The sequence below is a fragment of the Staphylococcus sp. HMSC034G07 genome (assembly GCF_001835975.1).
GTDB classification, from domain to species: domain Bacteria; phylum Bacillota; class Bacilli; order Staphylococcales; family Staphylococcaceae; genus Staphylococcus; species Staphylococcus ureilyticus.
In genome coordinates this window covers 610,896-633,491 of the sequence record NZ_KV826609.1, presented here as the reverse complement: position 1 = coordinate 633,491, position 22,596 = coordinate 610,896, and the positions used below count along the sequence as shown (strand labels likewise).

General features: G+C 32.9%; 21 protein-coding genes, 1 riboswitch and 1 other annotated feature. All 21 genes read left to right on the top strand.

The features are described from left to right. The first annotated feature begins 11 nt into the window (after nt 1–11). The 21 genes from coaE to hemL all read left to right on the top strand — a co-directional run bounded on the left by coaE (nt 12) and on the right by hemL (nt 22,462). On the top strand, nt 12–638 hold the full coding sequence (coaE, locus tag HMPREF2586_RS11080) for a dephospho-CoA kinase (protein WP_046206879.1): 627 nt from the start codon (nt 12–14) through the stop codon (nt 636–638). A 253-nt stretch (nt 639–891) separates the two neighbouring features. After that, on the top strand, nt 892–1,917 hold the full coding sequence (gene gap, locus HMPREF2586_RS11075; protein WP_046206880.1) for a type I glyceraldehyde-3-phosphate dehydrogenase: 1,026 nt from the start codon (nt 892–894) through the stop codon (nt 1,915–1,917). Between the two features lie 261 nt (nt 1,918–2,178). Beyond that, nucleotides 2,179–2,649 (top strand): transcriptional regulator NrdR, encoded by a 471-nt coding sequence (nrdR, locus tag HMPREF2586_RS11070; RefSeq protein WP_046207668.1) that lies wholly within the window; start codon nt 2,179–2,181, stop codon nt 2,647–2,649. Then, entirely contained in the window at nt 2,650–4,041 is a 1,392-nt protein-coding gene (locus HMPREF2586_RS11065) for a replication initiation and membrane attachment family protein (RefSeq protein WP_064208855.1), read from the top strand. 3 nt (nt 4,042–4,044) lie between these two features. Further along, nucleotides 4,045–4,968, top strand: a complete 924-nt coding sequence (gene dnaI, locus HMPREF2586_RS11060) for a primosomal protein DnaI (protein ID WP_046207666.1) — start codon at nt 4,045–4,047, stop codon at nt 4,966–4,968. Nucleotides 4,969–5,308: 340 nt separating this feature from the next. After that, nucleotides 5,309–7,246: a threonine--tRNA ligase gene (gene thrS, locus HMPREF2586_RS11055; protein WP_070658681.1), complete on the top strand. Its 1,938-nt coding sequence runs from the start codon at nt 5,309–5,311 to the stop codon at nt 7,244–7,246. 59 nt (nt 7,247–7,305) lie between these two features. Further along, a riboswitch (Lysine riboswitch) is annotated at nt 7,306–7,479 on the top strand. A gap of 208 nt (nt 7,480–7,687) precedes the next feature. Beyond that, complete coding sequence (locus HMPREF2586_RS11050) at nt 7,688–9,181, top strand: amino acid permease (RefSeq protein WP_070658679.1); 1,494 nt, start codon at nt 7,688–7,690, stop codon at nt 9,179–9,181. Nucleotides 9,182–9,239: 58 nt separating this feature from the next. After that, nucleotides 9,240–9,368 (top strand) — a sequence feature (ribosomal protein L20 leader region). A 23-nt stretch (nt 9,369–9,391) separates the two neighbouring features. After that, on the top strand, nt 9,392–9,919 hold the full coding sequence (gene infC, locus HMPREF2586_RS11045) for a translation initiation factor IF-3 (RefSeq protein WP_037539866.1): 528 nt from the start codon (nt 9,392–9,394) through the stop codon (nt 9,917–9,919). Between the two features lie 28 nt (nt 9,920–9,947). Further along, nucleotides 9,948–10,148, top strand: a complete 201-nt coding sequence (gene rpmI / locus HMPREF2586_RS11040) for a 50S ribosomal protein L35 (protein WP_019468477.1) — start codon at nt 9,948–9,950, stop codon at nt 10,146–10,148. 66 nt (nt 10,149–10,214) lie between these two features. Next, nucleotides 10,215–10,571 (top strand): 50S ribosomal protein L20, encoded by a 357-nt coding sequence (gene rplT / locus HMPREF2586_RS11035; protein WP_019468478.1) that lies wholly within the window; start codon nt 10,215–10,217, stop codon nt 10,569–10,571. Nucleotides 10,572–10,817: 246 nt separating this feature from the next. Beyond that, nucleotides 10,818–11,429 carry an NUDIX domain-containing protein gene (locus HMPREF2586_RS11030; RefSeq protein ID WP_064208858.1) on the top strand — a complete coding sequence of 204 codons (612 nt, stop codon included), beginning with the start codon at nt 10,818–10,820 and terminating at the stop codon, nt 11,427–11,429. Between the two features lie 12 nt (nt 11,430–11,441). Then, entirely contained in the window at nt 11,442–12,368 is a 927-nt protein-coding gene (locus HMPREF2586_RS11025) for a hypothetical protein (RefSeq protein ID WP_070658675.1), read from the top strand. Nucleotides 12,369–12,552: 184 nt separating this feature from the next. Beyond that, nucleotides 12,553–13,863 (top strand): trigger factor, encoded by a 1,311-nt coding sequence (gene tig / locus HMPREF2586_RS11020; RefSeq protein WP_046207661.1) that lies wholly within the window; start codon nt 12,553–12,555, stop codon nt 13,861–13,863. 186 nt (nt 13,864–14,049) lie between these two features. After that, the gene (gene clpX / locus HMPREF2586_RS11015; protein ID WP_046207660.1) at nt 14,050–15,312 is read left to right on the top strand and encodes an ATP-dependent Clp protease ATP-binding subunit ClpX; all 1,263 of its coding nucleotides are present in this window, start codon (nt 14,050–14,052) and stop codon (nt 15,310–15,312) included. Nucleotides 15,313–15,583: 271 nt separating this feature from the next. Continuing rightward, nucleotides 15,584–16,171, top strand: coding sequence for a ribosome biogenesis GTP-binding protein YihA/YsxC (gene yihA / locus HMPREF2586_RS11010; protein ID WP_046207659.1), 588 nt, complete (start codon nt 15,584–15,586; stop codon nt 16,169–16,171). Between the two features lie 149 nt (nt 16,172–16,320). Beyond that, the gene (gene hemA / locus HMPREF2586_RS11005; protein WP_046207658.1) at nt 16,321–17,655 is read left to right on the top strand and encodes a glutamyl-tRNA reductase; all 1,335 of its coding nucleotides are present in this window, start codon (nt 16,321–16,323) and stop codon (nt 17,653–17,655) included. A 21-nt stretch (nt 17,656–17,676) separates the two neighbouring features. Continuing rightward, nucleotides 17,677–18,516, top strand: a complete 840-nt coding sequence (locus HMPREF2586_RS11000; RefSeq protein WP_064208860.1) for a cytochrome C assembly family protein — start codon at nt 17,677–17,679, stop codon at nt 18,514–18,516. 49 nt (nt 18,517–18,565) lie between these two features. Beyond that, nucleotides 18,566–19,492, top strand: a complete 927-nt coding sequence (gene hemC, locus HMPREF2586_RS10995) for a hydroxymethylbilane synthase (protein ID WP_070658798.1) — start codon at nt 18,566–18,568, stop codon at nt 19,490–19,492. An 18-nt stretch (nt 19,493–19,510) separates the two neighbouring features. Then, nucleotides 19,511–20,197, top strand: coding sequence for a uroporphyrinogen-III synthase (locus HMPREF2586_RS10990; RefSeq protein ID WP_046207656.1), 687 nt, complete (start codon nt 19,511–19,513; stop codon nt 20,195–20,197). Further along, nucleotides 20,187–21,164 (top strand): porphobilinogen synthase, encoded by a 978-nt coding sequence (gene hemB / locus HMPREF2586_RS10985; protein ID WP_046207655.1) that lies wholly within the window; start codon nt 20,187–20,189, stop codon nt 21,162–21,164. The genes HMPREF2586_RS10990 and hemB overlap by 11 nt, the downstream gene beginning before the upstream one ends. Nucleotides 21,165–21,178: 14 nt before the next feature. Continuing rightward, complete coding sequence (hemL, locus tag HMPREF2586_RS10980) at nt 21,179–22,462, top strand: glutamate-1-semialdehyde 2,1-aminomutase (RefSeq protein WP_046207654.1); 1,284 nt, start codon at nt 21,179–21,181, stop codon at nt 22,460–22,462. Nucleotides 22,463–22,596: the final 134 nt, after the last annotated feature.

Below are 22,596 nucleotides of genomic sequence, written 5' to 3'. Positions count from 1 at the left end.
AGAGTGAAATTATGCCTAAAGTTATTGGATTAACTGGTGGTATCGCATCAGGAAAATCAACTGTTTCAGAATTGTTAACAGCACATGGTTTTAAAATTGTTGATGCAGATATTGCATCACGTAAAGCTGTTGAAAAAGGTTCTGAAGGACTAGAGCAGGTGCGTTCAACATTCGGAGAAGAAGCAATCGATGAAGATGGTAATATGAACCGAGAATATGTAGGAGATATTATTTTCAACTATCCAGAAAAAAGATTAGAATTAAATGAAATCGTACATCCAATTGTTAGAACCATTATGGAACAAGAAAAAGAAGCATTTCTAAAAGATGGATATAATGTAATAATGGATATCCCATTACTTTATGAAAATGAACTACAAGATACAGTCGATGAAGTATGGCTTGTCTATACTTCTGAAAGTATCCAAATTGATAGATTAATGCAACGTAATGATATTTCTATGGAGGATGCAAAGGCACGTGTTTATAGTCAAATATCCATAGATAAAAAACGCAGAATGGCAGACCATGTTATCGATAATCGAGATTCTAAATTAGATTTAAAACAAAACTTAGAACAATTATTAACTGATGAAGGTTATATCGAAAGTGAAACAGGTCATTCGCAAGAAATTTAAATAACAATGTTTTTAAAATCATACTTATTTGATTCCTTCAAAGTGGACATTTAATAAATGAAAACTTTGGAGGGATTTTTTGTATATCAATAATAATAAGGATAAAGATTTTTCTAAAATTAATCGTTTAGAAAACTACAATTTTAATTATTTTAAGTTTTTTAAATTTTTCTTTAAGAAAACGCTTTCGCATTCATCGATTTATGTTATACTAATTCCATAAAGTATAACACTAAAACGAGGGGTGCTTCGAATGACGACAAATATTGCAATTAATGGAATGGGTAGAATAGGAAGAATGGTATTAAGAATAGCGCTAAAAAATGAAAATATGAATGTAGTCGCGATTAATGCTAGCTATCCACCAGAAACAATTGCTCACCTAATCAATTATGATACAACACATGGTAATTTCGATTTAAAGGTAGAACCTATTGAGAATGGTATAAAAGTTGATGACCGTGAAATAAAACTTGTTGCTGACAGAAATCCAGAAAATTTACCATGGGGCGAACTTGATGTAGATATTGTAATTGAAGCTACTGGTAAATTTAATCACGGTGATAAAGCAGTCGCTCATATTTCGGCTGGTGCTAAAAAAGTGTTGTTAACAGGACCATCTAAAGGTGGAGATGTACAAATGATTGTTAAAGGTGTGAATAATGATCAATTAGACATTGAAAAATATGATATCTTTAGTAATGCTTCTTGTACAACGAATTGCATTGGGCCTGTGGCAAAAGTACTTAATGACCAATTCGGTATTCAAAATGGTTTAATGACAACAGTGCATGCTATTACTAATGATCAAAATAATATTGATAATCCACATAAAGACTTAAGACGTGCGCGTTCATGTAATGAAAGTATTATTCCTACTTCGACTGGAGCGGCTAAAGCACTTAAAGAAGTTTTACCTGAACTAGAAGGCAAACTACATGGCATGGCTTTAAGAGTGCCGACTAAAAATGTATCATTAGTTGATTTAGTGGTTGATTTAGATACTAACGTCACAGTAGAACAAGTTAATGAAGCTTTCAGAAATAACACATTAGAAGATGTGATTGCGACTGAAGATGCACCGCTTGTATCTATGGACTTTAACACAAATCCACATTCAGCCATTATTGATACACAAAGTACAATGATTATGGGTGAAAATAAAGTGAAAGTTATAGCTTGGTATGATAATGAATGGGGTTATTCAAATAGAGTTGTAGATGTTGCCGAAGAAATTGGTCAATTATTAAAAAATAATGTATCAACTGTTGTTAATTAATAGCCTAATTACTGTAAATATTTAATGTGGTTACTGCTTTGTAATTGCGTATCCAAGAAAATTAATTTATTGTTAACTTATATCTTTACCTCTCTTTAAAGTGAATGTGCATTTTCACTTTAAAGAGAGGTTTTATTTTAAATATGAAGGATTAAATGTATTTATTATAAATAAATAGCGTTATTGTGTAATACGATTCTTTTGTGGCATAACGATTTATAGTATAATGAATGGTAATCAAATTGAGAGGGTGGTAATTCGATGAAATGCCCGAAATGTAGTTCAACGCACTCTCGCGTTGTAGATTCACGACATGCTGATGAAGTTAATGCGATCAGACGTAGAAGAGAATGTGAACAATGTGGCACAAGGTTTACTACGTTTGAACATATTGAAAAAAGACCGTTAATCGTTGTCAAAAAAGATGGCACACGTGAACAATTTTTACCTGAAAAAATACTCAATGGTTTGGTGCGCTCATGTGAAAAAAGACCTGTGCGTTATCAACAATTAGAAGATATTACTAATAATGTAGAATGGAAATTAAGAGATGAAGGACGTGCCGAAATTTCTTCAAGAGAAATAGGGGAACACGTCATGAATTTATTGATGCATGTGGATCAAGTTTCTTATGTGCGATTTGCATCTGTTTATAAAGAATTTAAAGATGTTGATCAACTATTACAATCAATGCAAGGAATTTTAGCAGAAAACAAACGGAGTGATTCTTAAATGGGATTACAGTCCTATGATTATGGTTTAAGACCACAAGATGATTTCCACGTGTTGCGTCATTTTTATTTAAATCATAAACATTTAGAAATACTTAATAGATTATTTACGCCAATGATTGGCTCAAATGCTATTGGTTTGTATCATTATTTGAATCAGTTCGTAGAATTTGAACAAGATGTTGTCTTGACACATTATATTATTATGAATGAATTAAAAATAAACTTACTTGAATTCAGAAAGGAAATGGATTTGTTAGAAGGCATTGGATTATTAAAATCTTTTGCGCATCATTCTAAACAACACTCTTCTTTTGTATACAAGCTTGTACAACCACCATCAGCAGAGCAATTTTTTAATGATCCTATGTTATCTGTATATTTATATAGTCAAGTAAGTAAGCAACGCTACTTGCAACTGAAATCACATTTCGAGGATCAAATGACCATTGACTTAAGTCAGTACAAAGATGTGACGCGCACATTCATTGATGTGTTTAAAGTGCCTAACAAAGTACTGACTGAAGATACACAGATGATTGAAAGTGAAGAAACTTATGGTGGTGCAGATTTATCTAATGTAAATTTTGATTTTGAAGTACTTTATGATTTATTACAAAATCATTTTATTAGCACTAAAATAATTGATAGTGAAGCTAAAGCATTGATCACACAGATTGCGACTTTATATGGTTTAACACCAGAAGCAATGAAACGCATTATTTTAAAATCAATCACTAGTGCACAAGAGCTCTCTTTTGAAGAAATGCGTAAACATGCTAGAACGTATTACCTCATAGAACATGAGCAACAGCTTCCAAAATTAAAGGCTAAAAAATCAAATTATATAGATGGTGTCAGCACGGAAAAAAATAATATAACAGAAGATGATTCAAATCATTGGTTAAAACAATTAGACGAAACTAGCCCCATCGATATGCTTGCTTCGTGGTCAGAATCTGAACCTACGACGCAGCAAAAGTATATGGTCGAAGAATTAGTTGAAAGAGAACAACTACCATTTGGTGTAATTAATATACTTTTACAATTTGTAATGTTAAAAGAAGACATGAAACTTCCTAAAACTTATATCTTTGAGATTGCATCAAATTGGAAAAAAAAGGGTATCAAAACTGCAGAAGAAGCGTATCATTATGCTAAAAAGGTGAACCAACCTACATCCAAACAGTCAAATCAAACTAAAAATGGTAGTTATAAACCTAAACAACTCGTTTCTAGGGAAATGACACCTAAATGGCTAGAAGAACGAGATAGTAAAGAAACGAAAAATCAAAGTTTAGAAGAACTTAATAATCCAGATGAAGATGAAGCGTTAAAAAGAGACCGTGAAGCGTTGTTAAAACGATTGAATAGTAAGCGAGAGGAGGAATAATATATGAAGTCTTTCAATCATATTATGGGTGACTCTAAGGATTTAAGTCAGCGAATTGAAAAGATAAAAAAAGATGTTATCAATGATCCAGATGTCAAAATGTTTTTAGAGACACATCAATCAGAAGTAACTAATGCAATGATTGATGAAGATTTGAATATTTTACAAGAATACAAAGATCAAGAAAAGCATTATGATGGCCATGCCTTTAAAGATTGTCCGAACTTTGTTAAGGGTCATGTGCCTGAATTATATGTAGAAAATCAGCACATAAAAATTCGTTACCTACCTTGTCCATGTAAAATCAAACATGACGAAGAAAAATTTGATGCCCATTTAATTGCTTCACATCATATGCAACGAGATACATTAAATGCGAAATTAAGCGATATTTATATGGACAAAAGAGATCGTATAGATGTTGCAATGGCAGCAACCGATATTTGTGAAAAAATAGTAGAAAAAGCGCCCCAAGTCAAAGGTTTATATATACATGGTCCTTTTGGAACTGGAAAATCATTTATATTAGGTGCGATTGCCAATGAATTAAAAGTTGAAAAAGTACCTTCTACGATTGTATATCTACCAGAATTTATTCGCACTTTAAAAGGTGGATTTAAAGATGGCAGTTTCGAATCAAGGTTAGCGAAAGTACGTGAATCACATGTGTTAATGTTAGATGATATTGGTGCTGAAGAGATTACACCTTGGGCAAGAGATGAAGTAATTGGCCCATTACTTCATTATAGAATGGTTCACGAATTACCAACGTTTTTTAGCTCTAACCTAAGCTTTGAAGAATTAGAATATCATCTTTCTGTTACGCGCAATGGTACTGAAAAAACAAAAGCAGCTAGAATAATGGAAAGAATTAAATCGTTAGCAACACCATATTTTTTGGAAGGCAAAAATTATCGTAACGATTGAATTATTAAAAAAATGTTGTATAATATAATTAAATCTAAATCAAGCGAAATAAAATGAAGACATGATAGATAATTTCATACTTCACAGAGAACCAATGTGTGATGAGAATTTGGTAAGTATCATTATCTGTTACTACTTCATGATAGATGTTCTAATCAACATCCGGCTCAAGACCGTTAACTTATGTAGAGTAAAGTATTTTTATCATTATAAAAATTACTTTAATTAGGGTGGTACCGCGAAGACCTCGTCCCTTTTAGGGATGGGGTCTTTTTGTTTTACGTTTGTAATATGACTATTTCGTGATGATTTAAGGCAAGTATAAATAGGAGGAATTTAAATGGATCAAATAAATATTACTTTTCCAGATGGTAATGCGAAAGCATTTGAAAAAGGAACTACTACAGAAGAGATTGCACACTCAATCAGTCCTGGTTTAAGAAAAAAAGCTGTAGCAGGAAAGTTAAATGGACAAATGATTGATTTAACAAGACCAATCGAAACAGATGGTGAAATTGAAATAGTTACACCTGGTAGTGATGAAGCATTAGAAGTTTTGCGTCACTCTACTGCACATTTAATGGCACAAGCTTTAAAGCGTTTATATGGAGATGTGAAATTTGGTGTGGGTCCAGTCGTTGATGGTGGATTTTATTATGATTTTGATATGTCTGAAAGCGTGTCATCTGATGATTTTGAAAAAATAGAAAAAACAATGAAGCAAATCGTCAATGAAAACTATCCTATAGAACGAAAAGTAGTATCGAGAGATGAAGCGAAAACATTTTTTGCTGATGATCCGTATAAACTAGAACTAATAGATGCTATTCCAGAAGATGAAAATGTTACTTTGTATTCGCAGGGTGAATTCACTGATTTATGTCGTGGTGTTCATGTACCATCAACTTCAAAAATTAAAGAGTTTAAACTTTTATCAACTGCAGGCGCATATTGGCGTGGAGATAGTGATAATAAAATGCTTCAACGTATATATGGTACTGCTTTCTTTGATAAAAAAGACTTAAAGGCATATCTTAAAATGCTAGAAGAACGCAAAGAACGCGATCACCGTAAAATTGGTAAAGAATTAGAACTATTCTCAAACAATCAATTAGTAGGTGCAGGTTTACCATTGTGGTTACCGAACGGTGCAACAATTCGTCGCGAAATTGAACGATATATTGTAGATAAAGAAGTAAGCATGGGTTATGATCACGTGTATACACCAGTGATGGCAAATGTAGATTTATATAAAACATCAGGACACTGGGATCATTATCAAGAAGACATGTTCCCAACTATGAAATTAGATGAAAATGAAGAAATGGTGTTAAGACCTATGAATTGCCCTCACCATATGATGATTTATGCGAATAAACCACATTCATATCGTGAATTACCAATTCGCATTGCTGAATTAGGTACAATGCATCGTTATGAAGCAAGTGGTGCTGTTTCTGGATTACAACGTGTTAGAGGAATGACTTTAAATGATGCACATATTTTTGTAAGACCAGATCAAATAAAAGAAGAATTCAAACGCGTTGTTAATTTAATTGTCGATGTTTATGAAGACTTTGGATTTGAAAATTATAAATTCCGCTTGAGTTACAGAGATCCTGAGGATAAAGAAAAGTACTTTGATGATGATGAAATGTGGAATAAAGCAGAAAGTATGTTGAAAGAAGCGGTTGATGAACTAGGTTTAGCATACGAAGAAGCTATTGGGGAAGCTGCCTTTTATGGCCCTAAGTTAGATGTTCAAGTACAAACAGCTATGGGTAAAGAAGAAACGTTATCTACGGCTCAATTAGACTTCTTACTACCTGAAAAATTTGAATTGTCATATATAGGAAAAGACGGTGAGCAACATAGACCTGTAGTCATCCATCGTGGTGTTGTTTCGACAATGGAGCGCTTTGTTGCATTTTTAACAGAAGAAACTAAAGGAGCTTTCCCTACGTGGTTAGCACCAAAACAAGTTGAAATTATTCCAGTAAACGTTGACTTGCATTATGATTATGCTCGACATTTACAAGACGAACTTAAATCACAAGGTATAAGAGTCGAAATAGATGATCGAAATGAAAAAATGGGTTATAAAATCAGAGAAGCACAAATGCAAAAAATCCCTTATCAACTTGTCGTTGGGGATAAAGAGATGGAAAATAATGAAGTGAATGTTAGAAAATATGGTTCGCAAGATCAAGAAACGGTTGAAAAAGAATCATTTATTTGGGATTTGGTAGATGAAATCAGACTTAAAAAACAAAGATAACCTTGAAAGTAATGTTGAAATCATGTATATTGAATCTTAGTGAAATAAAAAAATAAAAAAATTGAGTTAGAGGTTGCGTTTTTAATCAGTAACAATCTGTAAGCTATTTGGAGCGTATGTAGGATTTGTGAAAGGTAAAAATGCCGAAATCAAAAGTGACCATTTTTCACTATTGGTTGGGTCAGTTTTCGAAAGAGACTGGACTGTCACATATGTGATGTGCTACCTATATAAATGCTATGACTAAAATGGTTGCATATCTAATAGGTATGTAACCATTTTATTTAGGTTTAAGATTATTATTTATACTAAAACGGGAAATTTATAGCAAATTGGTTAAATAACATGTATATTCCGATGTAAAGGTTATTAATAACTATAAAAGTATAATTATAATCGCATAGTAAGTTGGCCTCTAAGTTTAAAGGAAAGGGAGCATCTATGGCAAAAGAAGTAAATCAAAATAATGGAGTTAAAAGAGGGCTAAAAGATCGTCATATATCCATGATAGCTATTGGTGGTTGTATTGGTACTGGTTTATTTATGACTTCTGGTGGTGCAATTCATGATGCAGGTGCCTTGGGTGCATTACTTGCATATGCAATTATTGGAGCAATGGTATTTTTCCTTATGACATCTTTAGGAGAAATGGCTACTTATTTACCTGTTTCTGGTTCATTTAGTACTTATGCTACGCGTTTTGTTGATCCATCACTTGGATTTGCATTGGGATGGAATTATTGGTTCAACTGGGTTATTACAGTTGCTGCAGATGTTACGATTGCTGCACAAGTGATTCAATATTGGACACCTCTTTCAGGTATACCAGCTTGGAGTTGGAGCTGTTTGTTCCTAATTATTATATTTGGACTAAACGCTTTGTCTGTTAGAGTTTATGGTGAAAGTGAATACTGGTTTGCATTAATTAAAGTTGTTACAGTTATCATTTTTATTGCCATCGGTCTACTTACTATACTTGGAATTATGGGTGGAGAATTCGTAGGTTTTGACACATTTTCTAAAGGCGGTGGCCCAATTCTTGGTGACGGCTTAGGTGGTAGTCTACTGACAATTCTTGGTGTATTCTTAGTTGCAGGCTTCTCATTCCAAGGTACTGAATTAATCGGTATTACAGCTGGTGAATCTGAAAATCCAGAACGAGCAGTACCTAAAGCAATTAAACAAGTATTTTGGAGAATATTGATTTTCTATATATTAGCAATTTTTGTAATTGGTATGTTAATACCGTATGATAGTCCTTCTTTAATGGGTGGTGGCGATGATATTGCTACCTCACCATTTACACTTGTATTTAAAAATGCTGGATTAGCATTTGCAGCATCATTTATGAATGCCGTTATCTTAACATCGGTATTATCTGCTGGTAATTCTGGAATGTATGCATCGACTAGAATGCTATACTCCATGAGTAAAGACAAATTAGCATATCCAGTTTTTGGTAAAACAAATAGAAACGGCGTACCGTATGTATCGTTAATTACGACAGCTGTGATTGTCGTGGGCATCTTTGTATTGCAACATTTGAGTGGTGATGCTTACGAATATATTGTTGCTGCAAGTGGTATGACTGGTTTTATCGCTTGGGTAGGTATCGCAGTCAGTCATTATAGATTCAGAAAAGCATTTGACAAGCAAAATTATGATAAATCTAAATTAAAATACAAAGCTAAACTATTCCCATTTGGCCCAATCTTTGCTGGTGTCCTATGTGTGTTAGTCATTATTGGACAAGACGTAGATTTTATCCAAACAGGTGACTTTAACCTGAACCGATTTATTATCACATATATGGGTATTCCAGTATTTCTAGCATTCTTTATTTATCATAAATTACGTTATAAAACGAAAATGGTACCATTAGAGAAAGTGAACTTACGACAAGACATAGATATGGACGAAATTAAACATAATTAAAATAAACTGTTGACTTATTTGAAGATAGTTGCTAAGATGGGTAATGTTGAATACGAAACGAACCAAGTAGAAGCTCCCGCTTCTCACCTGTAGCGACGCTAAATGCAGTTGGCAGGTCTATATATACATGAAAATATCATGTGTAGAGAAGAGCGGGTATATTATATACTCGCTCTTTTTGCTTGGGATAATTTCGTAAAAATCTTGGAGGTGTCAACCATAGCAAAAGATCAGACTCAAGTTAACGAAAAGATTCGCGCAAAAGAATTACGTTTGATAGGGCAAGACGGAGAACAAATTGGTGTTAAATCAAAATCCGAAGCCCTAGAAATGGCTGAAAGAGTAGGTTTAGATGTAGTCTTAATGGCTCCAAACGCTAAACCACCTGTTGCAAGGATTATGGATTACGGTAAATACAAATTCGAACAACAGAAAAAAGAAAAAGAAATGAAGAAGAAACAAAAAACAATCAACCTTAAAGAAATTCGCTTAAGTCCAACAATTGAGGAACATGATTTCCAAACTAAATTGAAAAATGGACGTAAGTTCTTAGAAAAAGGCGATAAATGTAAAGTTTCTATTCGTTTCAGAGGACGTGCGATTACGCATAAAGAAATTGGTCAACGAGTTTTAGAAAAATTCGCTGAAGAATGTAAAGATATCGCAACTATTGGGCAAAGACCTAAAATGGACGGTCGTCAAATGTTCATTATGCTTAACCCAATAAACGAAAAATAATATTAGATAATACAGGAGGAAATGAATCATGCCTAAAATGAAAACCCACCGTGGAGCTGCTAAACGTGTTAAAAGAACTGCTTCAGGTCAATTAAAACGTTCAAGAGCTTTCACTTCACATATGTTTGCAAATAAAACAACTAAACAAAAACGTAAATTACGTAAAGCTTCATTAGTGCACAAATCAGACATGAAACGTGTAAAACAATTATTATCTTATAAAAAATAATTGACGAGATAGCCTGAGAAACAGCGAAAAATTTAAGAATGTACACATTTTAAGGAGGAATTTATTATGCCACGAGTAAAAGGTGGAACAGTAACAAGAGCGCGTCGTAAAAAGACGATTAAATTAGCTAAAGGTTACTTTGGTGCAAAACGCACATTATATAAAGTTGCAAAACAACAAGTTATGAAATCAGGTCAATATGCTTTCCGTGACCGTCGTCAAAGAAAACGTGACTTCCGTAAATTATGGATTACACGTATTAATGCTGCAGCACGTCAACATGACATGAGTTATTCAAGATTAATGAATGGTTTGAAAAAAGCTGATATCGACGTAAACCGTAAAATGCTTTCTGAAATCGCGATTTCAGATGACAAAGCTTTTGGTGAATTAGTAGCAAAAGCTAAAGAAGCTTTAAAATAATTTTCAAATAAAGCCTGGGACACCATATTGTCTCAGGCTTTTATGTGGTATTGGCACTGCGTAAATACTTTATGATAGATATGCTTGTGTTAATACCTTTATAAGGTTAATGATTTAGGTTCAAAGGTTGAAATATTAGATGATTAATAATTTACCTGCGAGTAAGCGTTTTGTTATTAGTATTGTTTTGAGATACGTGAATGTTTTGATAAAATGACAAGGAAGTCACATATGAAGGAGAAACTAATGTCTAAATTTGACGAAATGATTACGGTAGTACCAAGAAAAATTTTATTTGATAATGAAAATAATCAGTTTAATGGATTTTTAGATAAAAATTCGAACAAGGGACAAGACATTTTTGAAACACTATCGAATTATGAAATTAAACGACGTGGTGATATGGAAGAAGATCCAAGTTATAAACAACTTATTTCGTATTGCATTTTAGAAAATGAGCACGATGAAATATTAGTTTATGAACGACTCTCAGGTGGCGGAGAAACGCGTTTGCATGGTCAGTCTTCGATCGGTGTTGGTGGCCATATGAATGACGTTAAAGGTGCTGAATCTATTAATGAAGTGCTTAGAGTGAACGCTCAGAGAGAATTAAATGAAGAAGTAGGCCTTTCTGAAAGTAAATCACAAAATTTAGCATACATAGGCTTTATCAATGATGATACAAATGAAGTTGGTGAAGTACATTTAGGTGTTGTATTTAAGATTAATGTTAACAGTAATGATGTAGAAGCAAAAGAGACCGACACTTTAAAAATTAAATGGGTCAACCATAACAAGATAGACAATTATGATGACTTTGAAACATGGAGTGCGCTCATTTTACAGGCAATACAATAGAGGTGTTGATTAATGTCTGATATCATTCCATTTCCGAGATCAAAAGAAAAGTTGATTAGAGAAATTAAACAAGCTTTTAATGAAAATAATTTAGCACAAGCTTATCAGTTGTTTGAGTCATTAGAAGCTCAGTTCGAACTTGATGAACAAATGGCTTTATTAAAATGTGCGATGCTTTTTAAAATGGAACATTATTTAGAGCTACGTGAAGAAGCAATCATTCTATTAAAACAAGGTATATCTAATTATGATGATTTAATGATTTATTATGTTAAAAGTTTAAATGGCTTAGGACAATATTTTGAAGTTGTTGAAATTATTAATCAAATCATAGATGAAGTCAATGATCATAAGACTAGAATGGAATTATTTCCAATCAAGGAATTTGCTTTAAGCCAAATTGATAAACATAATGAACATGCAGCTCAAATGCTACAAAGTTTTGATACATTAACACTTAAAGAACAAGTTAACATTATGCTGACGCTCATAGATCATAGTCAATATCGTTATCAAGATACAGTGATTCATTTGTTGAATGAGTTGAAACTCGCACCGAATGTCGTAACTATTATGTTGGAATACTTGCGTTTTGCAAAAAATGACCAAACGATTTCTATTCATAAATATGGATATGAAATCAATGTGATTCCACAGAATCTTGAAGGGCTAGAACAAACTTTATTTAAAACTGAAGTTATACCTAACGTTCTGAAGCAACTTGAAGATGGTGCAGCACAACAACTTGTAGAAGAAGCGCTTCATATGCTGAATAATCATGCCATTTTACTTTATCCATTAAATGTTGAACTCATTGCAACAAAGGAAACTTGGATAGAAGGTTATACAAATTATTTCAAATCAATGTTAGGTTTAGAAAGTATCGACTCAACGAATCATGTGCTTGCATTCATTGAGTCGTTAGATAAAGAAAAATAAGTAGTTTTATCATTAACTCATATGAAAAATGGGTAATGGAGTTAAGAGGTAATATAAAATTATAATAAATTTCAACTTTTTATTAATTATTCATATAAAATTCATAATTTGTGTCGAGCTTTGACGTGTGCTATAATAATGAAGTTGAAAAAATAAAATAGGATAATCATGGAGGTTTTTATACATGACAGCAACTTGGGAAAAAAAGGAAGGTAACGAAGGTGTTTTATCTGTTACTGTTCCAGCAGAAAAAGTAGACAAAGCAATTGATCAAGCTTTCAAAAAAGTGGTTAAACAAATTAATGTGCCGGGCTTCCGTAAAGGGAAAGTACCTCGCCAAATTTTTGAACAACGCTTTGGTGTAGAAGCATTGTATCAAGATGCAGTTGATATCTTATTACCAGAAGCGTATGGTGAAGCTATTGACGAAACTGGCATTAAACCAGTTGATCAACCAGAAATCAATGTAACATCAATTGAAAAAGGTAAAGACATGACATTTGAAGCAAATGTTGTAGTTGAACCTGAAGTTGAACTTGGTGATTACAAAGGTTTAGAAATTGAAAAACAAAATACTGAATTAACTGAAGAAGAAGTACAAGAATCAATCGATCATCAACTTGGACATCTAGCAGAAATGGTTGTTAAAGAAGATGGTGCAGTTGAAAATGGTGATACGGTAAACATTGATTTTGATGGTTATGTTGATGGTGAACAATTTGAAGGTGGACAAGCTGAAGGCTACGACCTTGAAATTGGCTCAGGTTCATTTATTCCAGGTTTTGAAGAACAATTGGTTGGTGTTAAAACTGGCGAAGAAAAAGATGTTAATGTAACATTCCCAGAAGAATACCATGCTGAAGAATTAGCTGGAAAAGAAGCTACTTTCAAAACAAAAGTTAATGAAATCAAATATAAAGACGTTCCAGAATTAAATGATGAAATTGCAAACGAATTAGATGCAGAGGCTAACTCAGTTGATGAGTATAAAGAAAACTTACGTAAACGTTTAGCTGAACAAAAAGCTACAGACGCTGAGAATACTCAAAAAGAAGAAGCTATTAATAAAGCTACGAATAACACAACAATTGATGTTCCAGAAGCGATGATTAAAACTGAGTTAGACCGCATGGTTCAAGAATTTGGACAACGTATGCAACAACAAGGTCTTAATTTAGAAACTTATTTCCAAATTTCTGGACAAGATGAGTCACAATTAAGAGAGCAAATGAAAGATGATGCTGAGGAACGCGTTAAAACAAATTTAACATTAACTGCGATTGCTGATGCAGAAGAAGTAGAAGTATCTGATGCTGACATCGACAAAGAATTAGAAAAAATGAGTGAACAGTTTAATATATCTGTAGAAGATATTAAACAAACACTTGGTAACACTGACATTGTTAAAAATGATGTACGTATTCAAAAGGTTATTGATATGTTAGTAGAAGAAGCGAAATTAGTAGAACCATCTAAAGATGACTCTGAAGCATAACTAAAAATGTCACAAGCATATTGTTTGTAGAAACAAAGTATAGTTGTTTAATATTGTAAACTAGTAGCAGATGCATTCAATTAATGTGTCTGCTACAATGTTTTGTGCAAAAAACTTGAGATTTGTTCAAGTTGCATATTAAAATGCTATCTAGTATAGTCTTTAGGGAATAGGGGTGTAAATAGAATGTTCAAATTCAATGAAGATGAAGAAAATTTAAAATGCTCTTTCTGTGGTAAAGATCAAGACCAAGTTAAAAAATTGGTCGCAGGAAGTGGCGTATATATTTGTAACGAATGTATTGAGCTATGTTCAGAAATAGTTGAAGAAGAGTTAGCTCAATCAGAATCAGAAGGACTAACAGAATTACCAACTCCTAAAGAAATTATGGATCAATTAAATGATTATGTTATTGGCCAAGAAAAAGCTAAAAAATCTCTAGCTGTCGCAGTATATAATCATTATAAACGTGTTCAAAATTTAGGTCCAAATGAAGATGACGTGGAATTACAAAAAAGTAACGTTGCTTTAATTGGTCCAACAGGTAGCGGTAAAACCCTTTTAGCCCAAACTTTAGCTAAAACATTAAATGTGCCTTTTGCAATCGCAGACGCTACGAGTCTCACTGAAGCCGGATATGTTGGCGATGACGTTGAAAATATATTACTTCGCTTAATTCAAGCAGCTGATTTTGATATAGATAAAGCTGAAAAAGGTATCATTTATGTCGATGAAATCGACAAAATCGCTAGAAAATCAGAAAATACTTCTATCACAAGAGACGTTTCAGGCGAAGGTGTACAACAAGCGCTATTGAAAATTCTTGAAGGTACAACTGCAAGCGTGCCACCACAAGGCGGACGTAAACATCCTAACCAAGAATTAATTCAAATAGATACTACAAATATCTTGTTTGTACTTGGTGGTGCATTTGACGGTATTGATGAAGTCATTAAACGCAGACTAGGTGAAAAAGTCATTGGATTTTCTAGTAGTGAAGCATCTAAATATGATGAGGATGCTATCTTAGAACAAATCAGACCTGAAGATTTACAATCATACGGTCTAATTCCAGAGTTTATTGGTCGTGTGCCTATTGTTGCAAATCTAGAAACACTAGATGTTGATGCATTGAAAAATATTTTAACACAACCAAAAAATGCTTTAGTAAAACAATATACAAAAATGTTAGAACTAGATGATGTAGAACTAGAATTTACAGACGAAGCATTGTCTGCAATTAGTAACAAAGCGATTGAGCGTAAAACAGGTGCGCGTGGCTTACGTTCAATTATTGAAGAAGCATTAATCGATATTATGTATGATGTTCCATCTTCCGATGGTGTTGTAAAAGTGGTAATCACTGAAGAAACGATTAATGATGAAAAAGATCCTGAACTATACGATAAAGAAGGAAATCTCGTTAATAAGGAACAAACTTCTGCTTAATAAAATAGTTTGAAAATAAAGGGCTGAATCAAAGCGAATCAATTGATTAGTACTGGTTGCCCTATGAGTTTTGAATAACGTTGTATATATTAGATTATCAAAGTTTTATATTAGTCAATGTTGAAAATTAAGACTAAAAGGCTGAGACATTATAAATGTGTCTTAGCCTTTTTCTTTTAAAATGGAATATAAATCATATAAAAATACATATAAATAAGTGAAATTGTGTAATATAATAATGAAGTGACTTTAATAGAAAAGAGGGTCGGTAATGAAAATAAATCCTAATGAAATAGAATTATTAATCAGTGCGGTAAAGCCTGAACAATATCCTGAAACTGGTTTGAGCGAGGTAGGACTCAGTGGTCGTTCCAATGTTGGTAAATCATCTTTTATTAATAGTATGATTGGACGTAAAAATATGGCACGAACTTCACAACAACCAGGTAAAACACAAACGCTCAATTTTTATAATATTGATAATCAACTGGTATTTGTAGATGTGCCAGGTTATGGTTATGCTAAAGTGAGTAAAAAACAACGTGAAGCGTTTGGAAAAATGATTGAAAAATATATTTCTCAGAGAACGTCTTTAAAACTTGTCATTCAGCTTGTTGATTTGAGACATAATCCTACAGAAGATGATATTTTAATGTATAACTATTTGAAGTATTTTGATATTCCGACATTAGTAGTTGCTACAAAAGAAGATAAAATCGCTAAAGGTAAAGTACAGAAACATTTAGCCAATGTCCAGCGAAAACTTGAAATGGAACCTGAAGATGAAATTATCAGTTATTCTTCTATCCAAGCGAATAAGCAACAACAAGTATGGGATATAATTGCAAAATATATATAGAATGTTGAGAAAACGGTTAAAGCCTATAAATTATGACAACTATTTGAATGTAGATTAGAATATTTCTAATTTACGTGTGCAATATGCTTAACTCAAATGATAATTGTGTTATAATTTAGTTATTGTAATATGTATGGAGGGCGTTATAAATGCATTTAATTGCGATAAGCATTAATCATCGTACAGCAGATGTAGCACTAAGAGAACAAGTTGCTTTTAAAGATGATGCCATACGTTCAGCCAATGTTGATTTATTCGAAACTAAATCTATTTTAGAAAATGTAATATTATCAACTTGTAATCGCACAGAAGTATATGCTGTTGTTGATCAAATTCATACAGGTCGCTATTATATTCAACGTTTTTTAGCGAGAAATTTTGGGTTTGATGTTGAAGAGATTAAAGAAATGACTGAAGTAACTGTGGGGGACGCAGCAGTAAGACATTTATTGCAAGTTACTTCAGGCTTAGATTCTGTAGTGTTAGGAGAAACTCAAATTCTTGGACAAATTAGAGATGCATTCTTTATTGCTCAAGAAGAAGATACAACTGGTACTATATTTAATCATCTGTTTAAACAAGCGATTACTTTTGCGAAAAAAGCGCATAATGAAACGGATATTGCAGATAATGCAGTTAGTGTTTCATATGCAGCAGTTGAACTTAGTAAAAAAGTATTTGGCAAAATTAATAATAAAAGTGCTTTGATTATTGGTGCAGGGGATATGAGTGAGCTATCACTCTTGAATTTGATAGGTTCAGACGTAACTGATGTAACCATTGTTAATAGGACTGTGAGTAAAGCACAGAAATTAGCAACTGCACACAATGTTAAATATGAATCTATAGAGGCACTACCACAACTTTTGGCACATGCGGATATTGTGATTAGTTCAACGAGTTCAGATGAATATATCATTACAAATAGCATGATGGCTACGATTCAATCACAACGGAAAAATGATTCTCTCGTGTTGATAGATATTGCGGTTCCAAGAGATATTGAACCAGGCATAGATACGATTCAAGATGTTTTTAATTATGATGTTGACGATTTGAAAGGTTTAGTAGACGCGAACCTAAAACAACGTCAAAATGCTGCTGATGAAATTTTACAAAGAATTCCAGCAGAAATTGATGCACATAATGAATGGGTTAATATGTTAGGTGTTGTTCCTGTTATTCGCGCGCTTAGAGAAAAAGCGATGGATATTCAAGAAGATACAATGAGTAGTATTGATCGAAAACTCCCTGGATTAACAGAAAGAGAACGTAAAGTGATATCAAAACACACTAAAAGTATCATAAATCAAATGTTAAAAGATCCTATTAAGCAAGCAAAAGAGTTGAGTAGTGACAAAAAAAGTAACGAAAAATTAGAGCTATTTCAAAACATTTTTGACATTGAAGCTGAACAAGCCTATAAACCAAAAGAGAAAAAACGCAATGTAACAACAACAAGTCAAATTTTTAGTTTTGAATAAGTAAATGCAAATGGTGATGATATGCAAGAATTTTCGTTCATTAGATTAAATGAACTTATATTATTAATTTATTTATTTAGCATTGCTTGTTATTTTTATGATTTTTTGAAAAAGCATCATAGAGTTAAAATGATTGGTTTTGTTTCATTGGGGATTGTTTGGATGTTACAAACAATCTCTTTATCTTTATATGTAAATGTAACGAAACAAATTCCATTAGGTAATATATTTGATGTGTTTTTTGCTGTAGCATGGCTTATTATTTCTATTTCCATAGTAATCAATGTGATAAAACAAATAAACTTATCTATATTTTTATTTAATATGATTGGTTTTTTATTTATTGCAATCAATACGTTCCAACCTATGCATTATCAAAGCACTGGTGAAAAACTCAATATTATCAATGAATTGCTTATTGTGCATATAAGTTTGGCGGTAATTAGTTACGCATTATTTGCCTTTGCGTTTGTAAATTGTATCTTATATTTAATACAATACAATAATTTGAAGCAAAAACGGTTTGACCAGAAATATTTTAGAATAGGTAGTGTAGCTACGCTTGAACAAGTGGTATTTTACAGTAGTTTAATTGGTTTCATATTCATCATATTAAGTATTGTATTAGGTGCACAATGGGGGTTTAATACATTAGGGGTAAATATCATTGTAGACCCTAAAGTTATTATGTCTTCAATCATAACATTACTATATGGAATTTATTTAATTTTTAGAGTTAAAAAAATGCTAACAAAGCACAAATTAATTTATTTTAATATCATATTGTTTTGTCTTAGTATGATTAATTTATTTTTCGCTTCACATATATCTGATTTTCATCAATGGACAGGTATTTATTGAAGTGTGATTTAGTTGAATGAATAGACTTGTTTCTAGGAGGTTGCGCATGATGCGTAAATTAGTAGTAGGTTCACGAAGAAGTAAGTTAGCTTTAACACAAAGTAGACAATTTATTGATAAATTAAAAATGGTAGATCCAAGTTTAGAAGTGGAAATAAAAGAAATCGTAACGAAAGGCGATCGAATTTTAGATAAACAATTATCTAAAGTGGGCGGAAAAGGTCTATTTGTTAAAGAAATTCAAAATGCTCTATTTAATGGAGAAATTGATATGGCAATTCATTCTTTAAAAGATGTTCCAAGCGTAATTCCAGATGGATTGGCTTTAGGCTGCATACCTGACAGAGAAAATCCATACGATGCATATATTGCTAAAAATCATGTTCCGCTAGAATCATTGCCAAATCAAAGTATTGTTGGTACCAGTTCGCTAAGACGTGGTGCACAAATACTTGCAAAATATCCACATTTACAAATAAAATGGATTCGCGGTAACATTGACACACGATTGAGTAAATTAAATAATGAAGATTATGATGCCATATTATTAGCTGCAGCAGGGCTAAAACGTATGGGTTGGTCAGATGATATCGTAACATCATATTTAGATGAGCATACTTTGATCCCTGCAATCGGTCAAGGTGCATTGGGTATAGAATGTCGTTCTGATGACAAGGAGCTGCTAGAGCTTCTTGCTAAAGTCCACAATGAGGATGTTGCAGAATGTGTAACTGCCGAACGTACATTTTTAGAACGCATGAATGGAAGTTGCCAAGTGCCTATAGGGGGCTATGCTAGTAAAAATAGTGATGGTACAATAGAATTTACAGGACTAATTATGTCACCTGATGGTAAAGAACGTTACGAACATACCGAGCGCGGGAAGAATCCTGTTGAATTAGGTGAAAAAGTAACAGAAGTCTTAAATACACAAGGTGCGTACGAAATAATAAAAGCACTAAACGAAGAACAATAATCGTTCGAGGTGAAAATAATGAGACCAGTTATAGTTATGACACAAACTTCTAAATTTAAACAAGATGATAAGCATATTTTACACAAGCCGTTTATAGATGTAGAACCTTTATCATTTGATATAAATTTATTAGATGTCGACTATGACTGGCTTATTTTTTCGTCTAAGAACGCAGTGAAGTATTTTCAACCATTTCTATCGCAAGTGAACGTAAAAAATTTTGCTGCAATAGGCGCTAAAACTGCAGAATATTGTAAATCATTGGGATTAGATGTATTATTTTATCCTTCAGATTATTCACAAGAAGGTTTTCTTAAATGTTTTCAAACTGCAAAAAACAGTAAAATATTGATTCCTTCAAGTGCTTATGCACGTCCTTTATTGCAGAGAAGTTTATATCAACAAGGGTATCAAGTTTGTAAAATTGATTTATACCGTCCTGTACCACATACTAAAAATATAGCAGATGTTAAACGTATGATGCGAAATAATGAGCTAGATGTCATTACTTTTGCGAGTTCATCTGCAGTAAAATATTTTTTTGAGCAAAGTGAAACACCGCGATTTAATCATTATTATGTCATAGGACAACAAACCTTAGACACGGTCAAACAATATGGTTATGATGCAACAACATCAAATATTCAAACGTTAGATTCATTAATAAATAAAGTTGAAGAAAGTTGGGAAAATGATGCAATTTGATAGACATAGAAGGTTACGTAGTAGTAAATCTATGAGAGAAATGGTTCGTGAAACACATATACACAAAGAAGATTTAATTTATCCTATTTTTGTTGTAGAACGAGACAATGTTAAAGAAGAAATTAAGTCAATGCCAGGTGTGTATCAACTTAGTTTAAATCTGCTTGATGAAGAAATTAAAGAAGCATATGATTTAGGTATCAGAGGCATCATGTTCTTTGGTGTACCTAATGAAAAAGATGCCATCGGTACAGGCGCTTTTGATCATAATGGTATTGTTCAAGAAGCAACAAGAAAAGCCAAAGCAATGTACAGTGATTTACTCGTTGTTGCAGACACTTGTTTATGTGAGTATACTGACCATGGTCATTGCGGTGTTATTGATGAAAAAACAAATGATGTAGACAATGATAAATCTTTACCATTACTAGTGAAAACTGCTATTTCACAAGTAGAAGCAGGTGCTGATATCATTGCACCAAGTAATATGATGGATGGTTTTGTTGCAGAAATTAGAGCAGGTTTAGATGATGCTGGTTATTATAATATACCAATCATGAGTTACGGTATAAAATATGCTTCTAGCTTTTTCGGTCCATTCCGTGATGCTGCTGAGTCTGCACCTCAATTTGGCGATAGAAAAACGTATCAAATGGATCCAGCAAATAGAAGAGAAGCATTGAGAGAGCTAGACAGTGATTTACATGAAGGTGCAGATATGATGATAGTTAAACCGGCATTAAGCTTTTTAGACATTATTAGAGATGTGCGAAATACGACTAATGTACCAGTAATTGCATACAATGTAAGTGGTGAATATAGCATGACAAAAGCTGCTGCACTTAATGGTTGGATTGATGAAAAACAAGTTGTGATGGAACAGATGATTTCAATGAAACGTGCAGGCGCAGACATGATTATCACATATTTCTCTAAAGATATTTGTAGATATATTGATGAACAATAAGGAGGCAATTTTAAATGGGATATAATAATTCTATAGAAGCAATGAAGACAGCTGAAAATCTAATGCCAGGGGGCGTAAATAGTCCAGTTAGAGCATTTAAGTCTGTAGATACACCTGCGATTTTTATGGATCATGGAGAAGGTTCAAAAATATACGATATTGATGGCAATGAATATATTGACTATGTTCTAAGTTGGGGACCATTAATCTTAGGTCATAAAAATAAACAAGTTAATGAAAAATTACATGAAGCTGTTGATAATGGAACAAGTTTTGGTGCTTCTACATTAATTGAAAACAAGTTAGCAGAATTAGTTATTGATCGTGTACCTTCCATTGAAAAACTACGTATGGTATCTTCAGGAACAGAAGCAACATTAGATGCATTACGTTTAGCAAGAGGTTATACTGGTAGAAATAAAATAGTGAAATTCACTGGATGTTATCATGGTCATAGCGATTCGCTTTTAATCAAAGCTGGATCTGGCGTTGCAACTTTAGGATTACCAGATTCTCCTGGCGTACCCGAAGGTATTGCTAAAAATACAATATCAGTGCCATATAATGACTTGGCATCATTAAAAGTAGCTTTCGAAGAGTTTGGTGATGACATTGCTGGCGTTATCGTTGAACCAGTAGCAGGCAATATGGGTGTTGTACCACCAGTTGATGGATTCTTACAAGGTTTAAGAGATATCACAAATGAATATGGCTCATTATTAATATTTGATGAAGTTATGACTGGCTTTAGAGTAGGTTATCATTGTGCACAAGGTTACTTTGATGTGATGCCAGATTTAACTTGTCTCGGTAAGGTTATAGGTGGTGGATTACCTGCAGCAGCATTTGGCGGTAAAAAAGAAATCATGGACCATATAGCACCATCAGGTAATATATATCAAGCAGGAACATTATCAGGAAATCCGCTAGCTATGACAAGCGGTTATGAAACTTTGAAACAATTAACACCAGAGTCATATGATTATTTCAATAGACTGGGAGATATATTAGAAAGTGGATTAAAAGATATTTTTAAAAAACATAATGTACCCATAACTGTGAATCGTGCAGGTTCTATGATAGGGTATTTCCTGAATGAAGGACCGGTAACTAATTTTGAAGAAGCAAACCAAAGTGATTTAGAAATGTTTAGTCAAATGTATAGAGAAATGGCTAAAGAAGGCGTATTTTTACCACCTTCTCAATTCGAGGGGACTTTCCTTTCTACTGCCCATACAGAAGCGGACATAGAAAAAACATTAGCAGCATTTGATACTGCTTTAAGTCGTATTGTTTAATGTTAGTCATTTAAAAATTTAATGTTGGTATTTACTACTTAGCCAAATTAAACAGTATTTTAAAAGCTTCATTAACAAATATTTAATTGTACTTACTTTTTAGAGTTCTTTTTACCTTAATGGGGCGAGGATTC

What these genes read in the sequence shown, in the direction of transcription:
- coaE (WP_046206879.1), top strand. Translation starts at nt 12, where the DNA reads ATGCCTAAAGTTATTGGATTAACTGGTGGTATCGCATCAGGAAAATCA.
- gap (WP_046206880.1), top strand. Translation starts at nt 892, where the DNA reads ATGACGACAAATATTGCAATTAATGGAATGGGTAGAATAGGAAGAATG.
- nrdR (WP_046207668.1), top strand. Translation starts at nt 2,179, where the DNA reads ATGAAATGCCCGAAATGTAGTTCAACGCACTCTCGCGTTGTAGATTCA.
- HMPREF2586_RS11065 (WP_064208855.1), top strand. Translation starts at nt 2,650, where the DNA reads ATGGGATTACAGTCCTATGATTATGGTTTAAGACCACAAGATGATTTC.
- dnaI (WP_046207666.1), top strand. Translation starts at nt 4,045, where the DNA reads ATGAAGTCTTTCAATCATATTATGGGTGACTCTAAGGATTTAAGTCAG.
- thrS (WP_070658681.1), top strand. Translation starts at nt 5,309, where the DNA reads ATGGATCAAATAAATATTACTTTTCCAGATGGTAATGCGAAAGCATTT.
- HMPREF2586_RS11050 (WP_070658679.1), top strand. Translation starts at nt 7,688, where the DNA reads ATGGCAAAAGAAGTAAATCAAAATAATGGAGTTAAAAGAGGGCTAAAA.
- rpmI (WP_019468477.1), top strand. Translation starts at nt 9,948, where the DNA reads ATGCCTAAAATGAAAACCCACCGTGGAGCTGCTAAACGTGTTAAAAGA.
- rplT (WP_019468478.1), top strand. Translation starts at nt 10,215, where the DNA reads ATGCCACGAGTAAAAGGTGGAACAGTAACAAGAGCGCGTCGTAAAAAG.
- HMPREF2586_RS11030 (WP_064208858.1), top strand. Translation starts at nt 10,818, where the DNA reads ATGTCTAAATTTGACGAAATGATTACGGTAGTACCAAGAAAAATTTTA.
- HMPREF2586_RS11025 (WP_070658675.1), top strand. Translation starts at nt 11,442, where the DNA reads ATGTCTGATATCATTCCATTTCCGAGATCAAAAGAAAAGTTGATTAGA.
- tig (WP_046207661.1), top strand. Translation starts at nt 12,553, where the DNA reads ATGACAGCAACTTGGGAAAAAAAGGAAGGTAACGAAGGTGTTTTATCT.
- clpX (WP_046207660.1), top strand. Translation starts at nt 14,050, where the DNA reads ATGTTCAAATTCAATGAAGATGAAGAAAATTTAAAATGCTCTTTCTGT.
- yihA (WP_046207659.1), top strand. Translation starts at nt 15,584, where the DNA reads ATGAAAATAAATCCTAATGAAATAGAATTATTAATCAGTGCGGTAAAG.
- hemA (WP_046207658.1), top strand. Translation starts at nt 16,321, where the DNA reads ATGCATTTAATTGCGATAAGCATTAATCATCGTACAGCAGATGTAGCA.
- HMPREF2586_RS11000 (WP_064208860.1), top strand. Translation starts at nt 17,677, where the DNA reads ATGCAAGAATTTTCGTTCATTAGATTAAATGAACTTATATTATTAATT.
- hemC (WP_070658798.1), top strand. Translation starts at nt 18,566, where the DNA reads ATGCGTAAATTAGTAGTAGGTTCACGAAGAAGTAAGTTAGCTTTAACA.
- HMPREF2586_RS10990 (WP_046207656.1), top strand. Translation starts at nt 19,511, where the DNA reads ATGAGACCAGTTATAGTTATGACACAAACTTCTAAATTTAAACAAGAT.
- hemB (WP_046207655.1), top strand. Translation starts at nt 20,187, where the DNA reads ATGCAATTTGATAGACATAGAAGGTTACGTAGTAGTAAATCTATGAGA.
- hemL (WP_046207654.1), top strand. Translation starts at nt 21,179, where the DNA reads ATGGGATATAATAATTCTATAGAAGCAATGAAGACAGCTGAAAATCTA.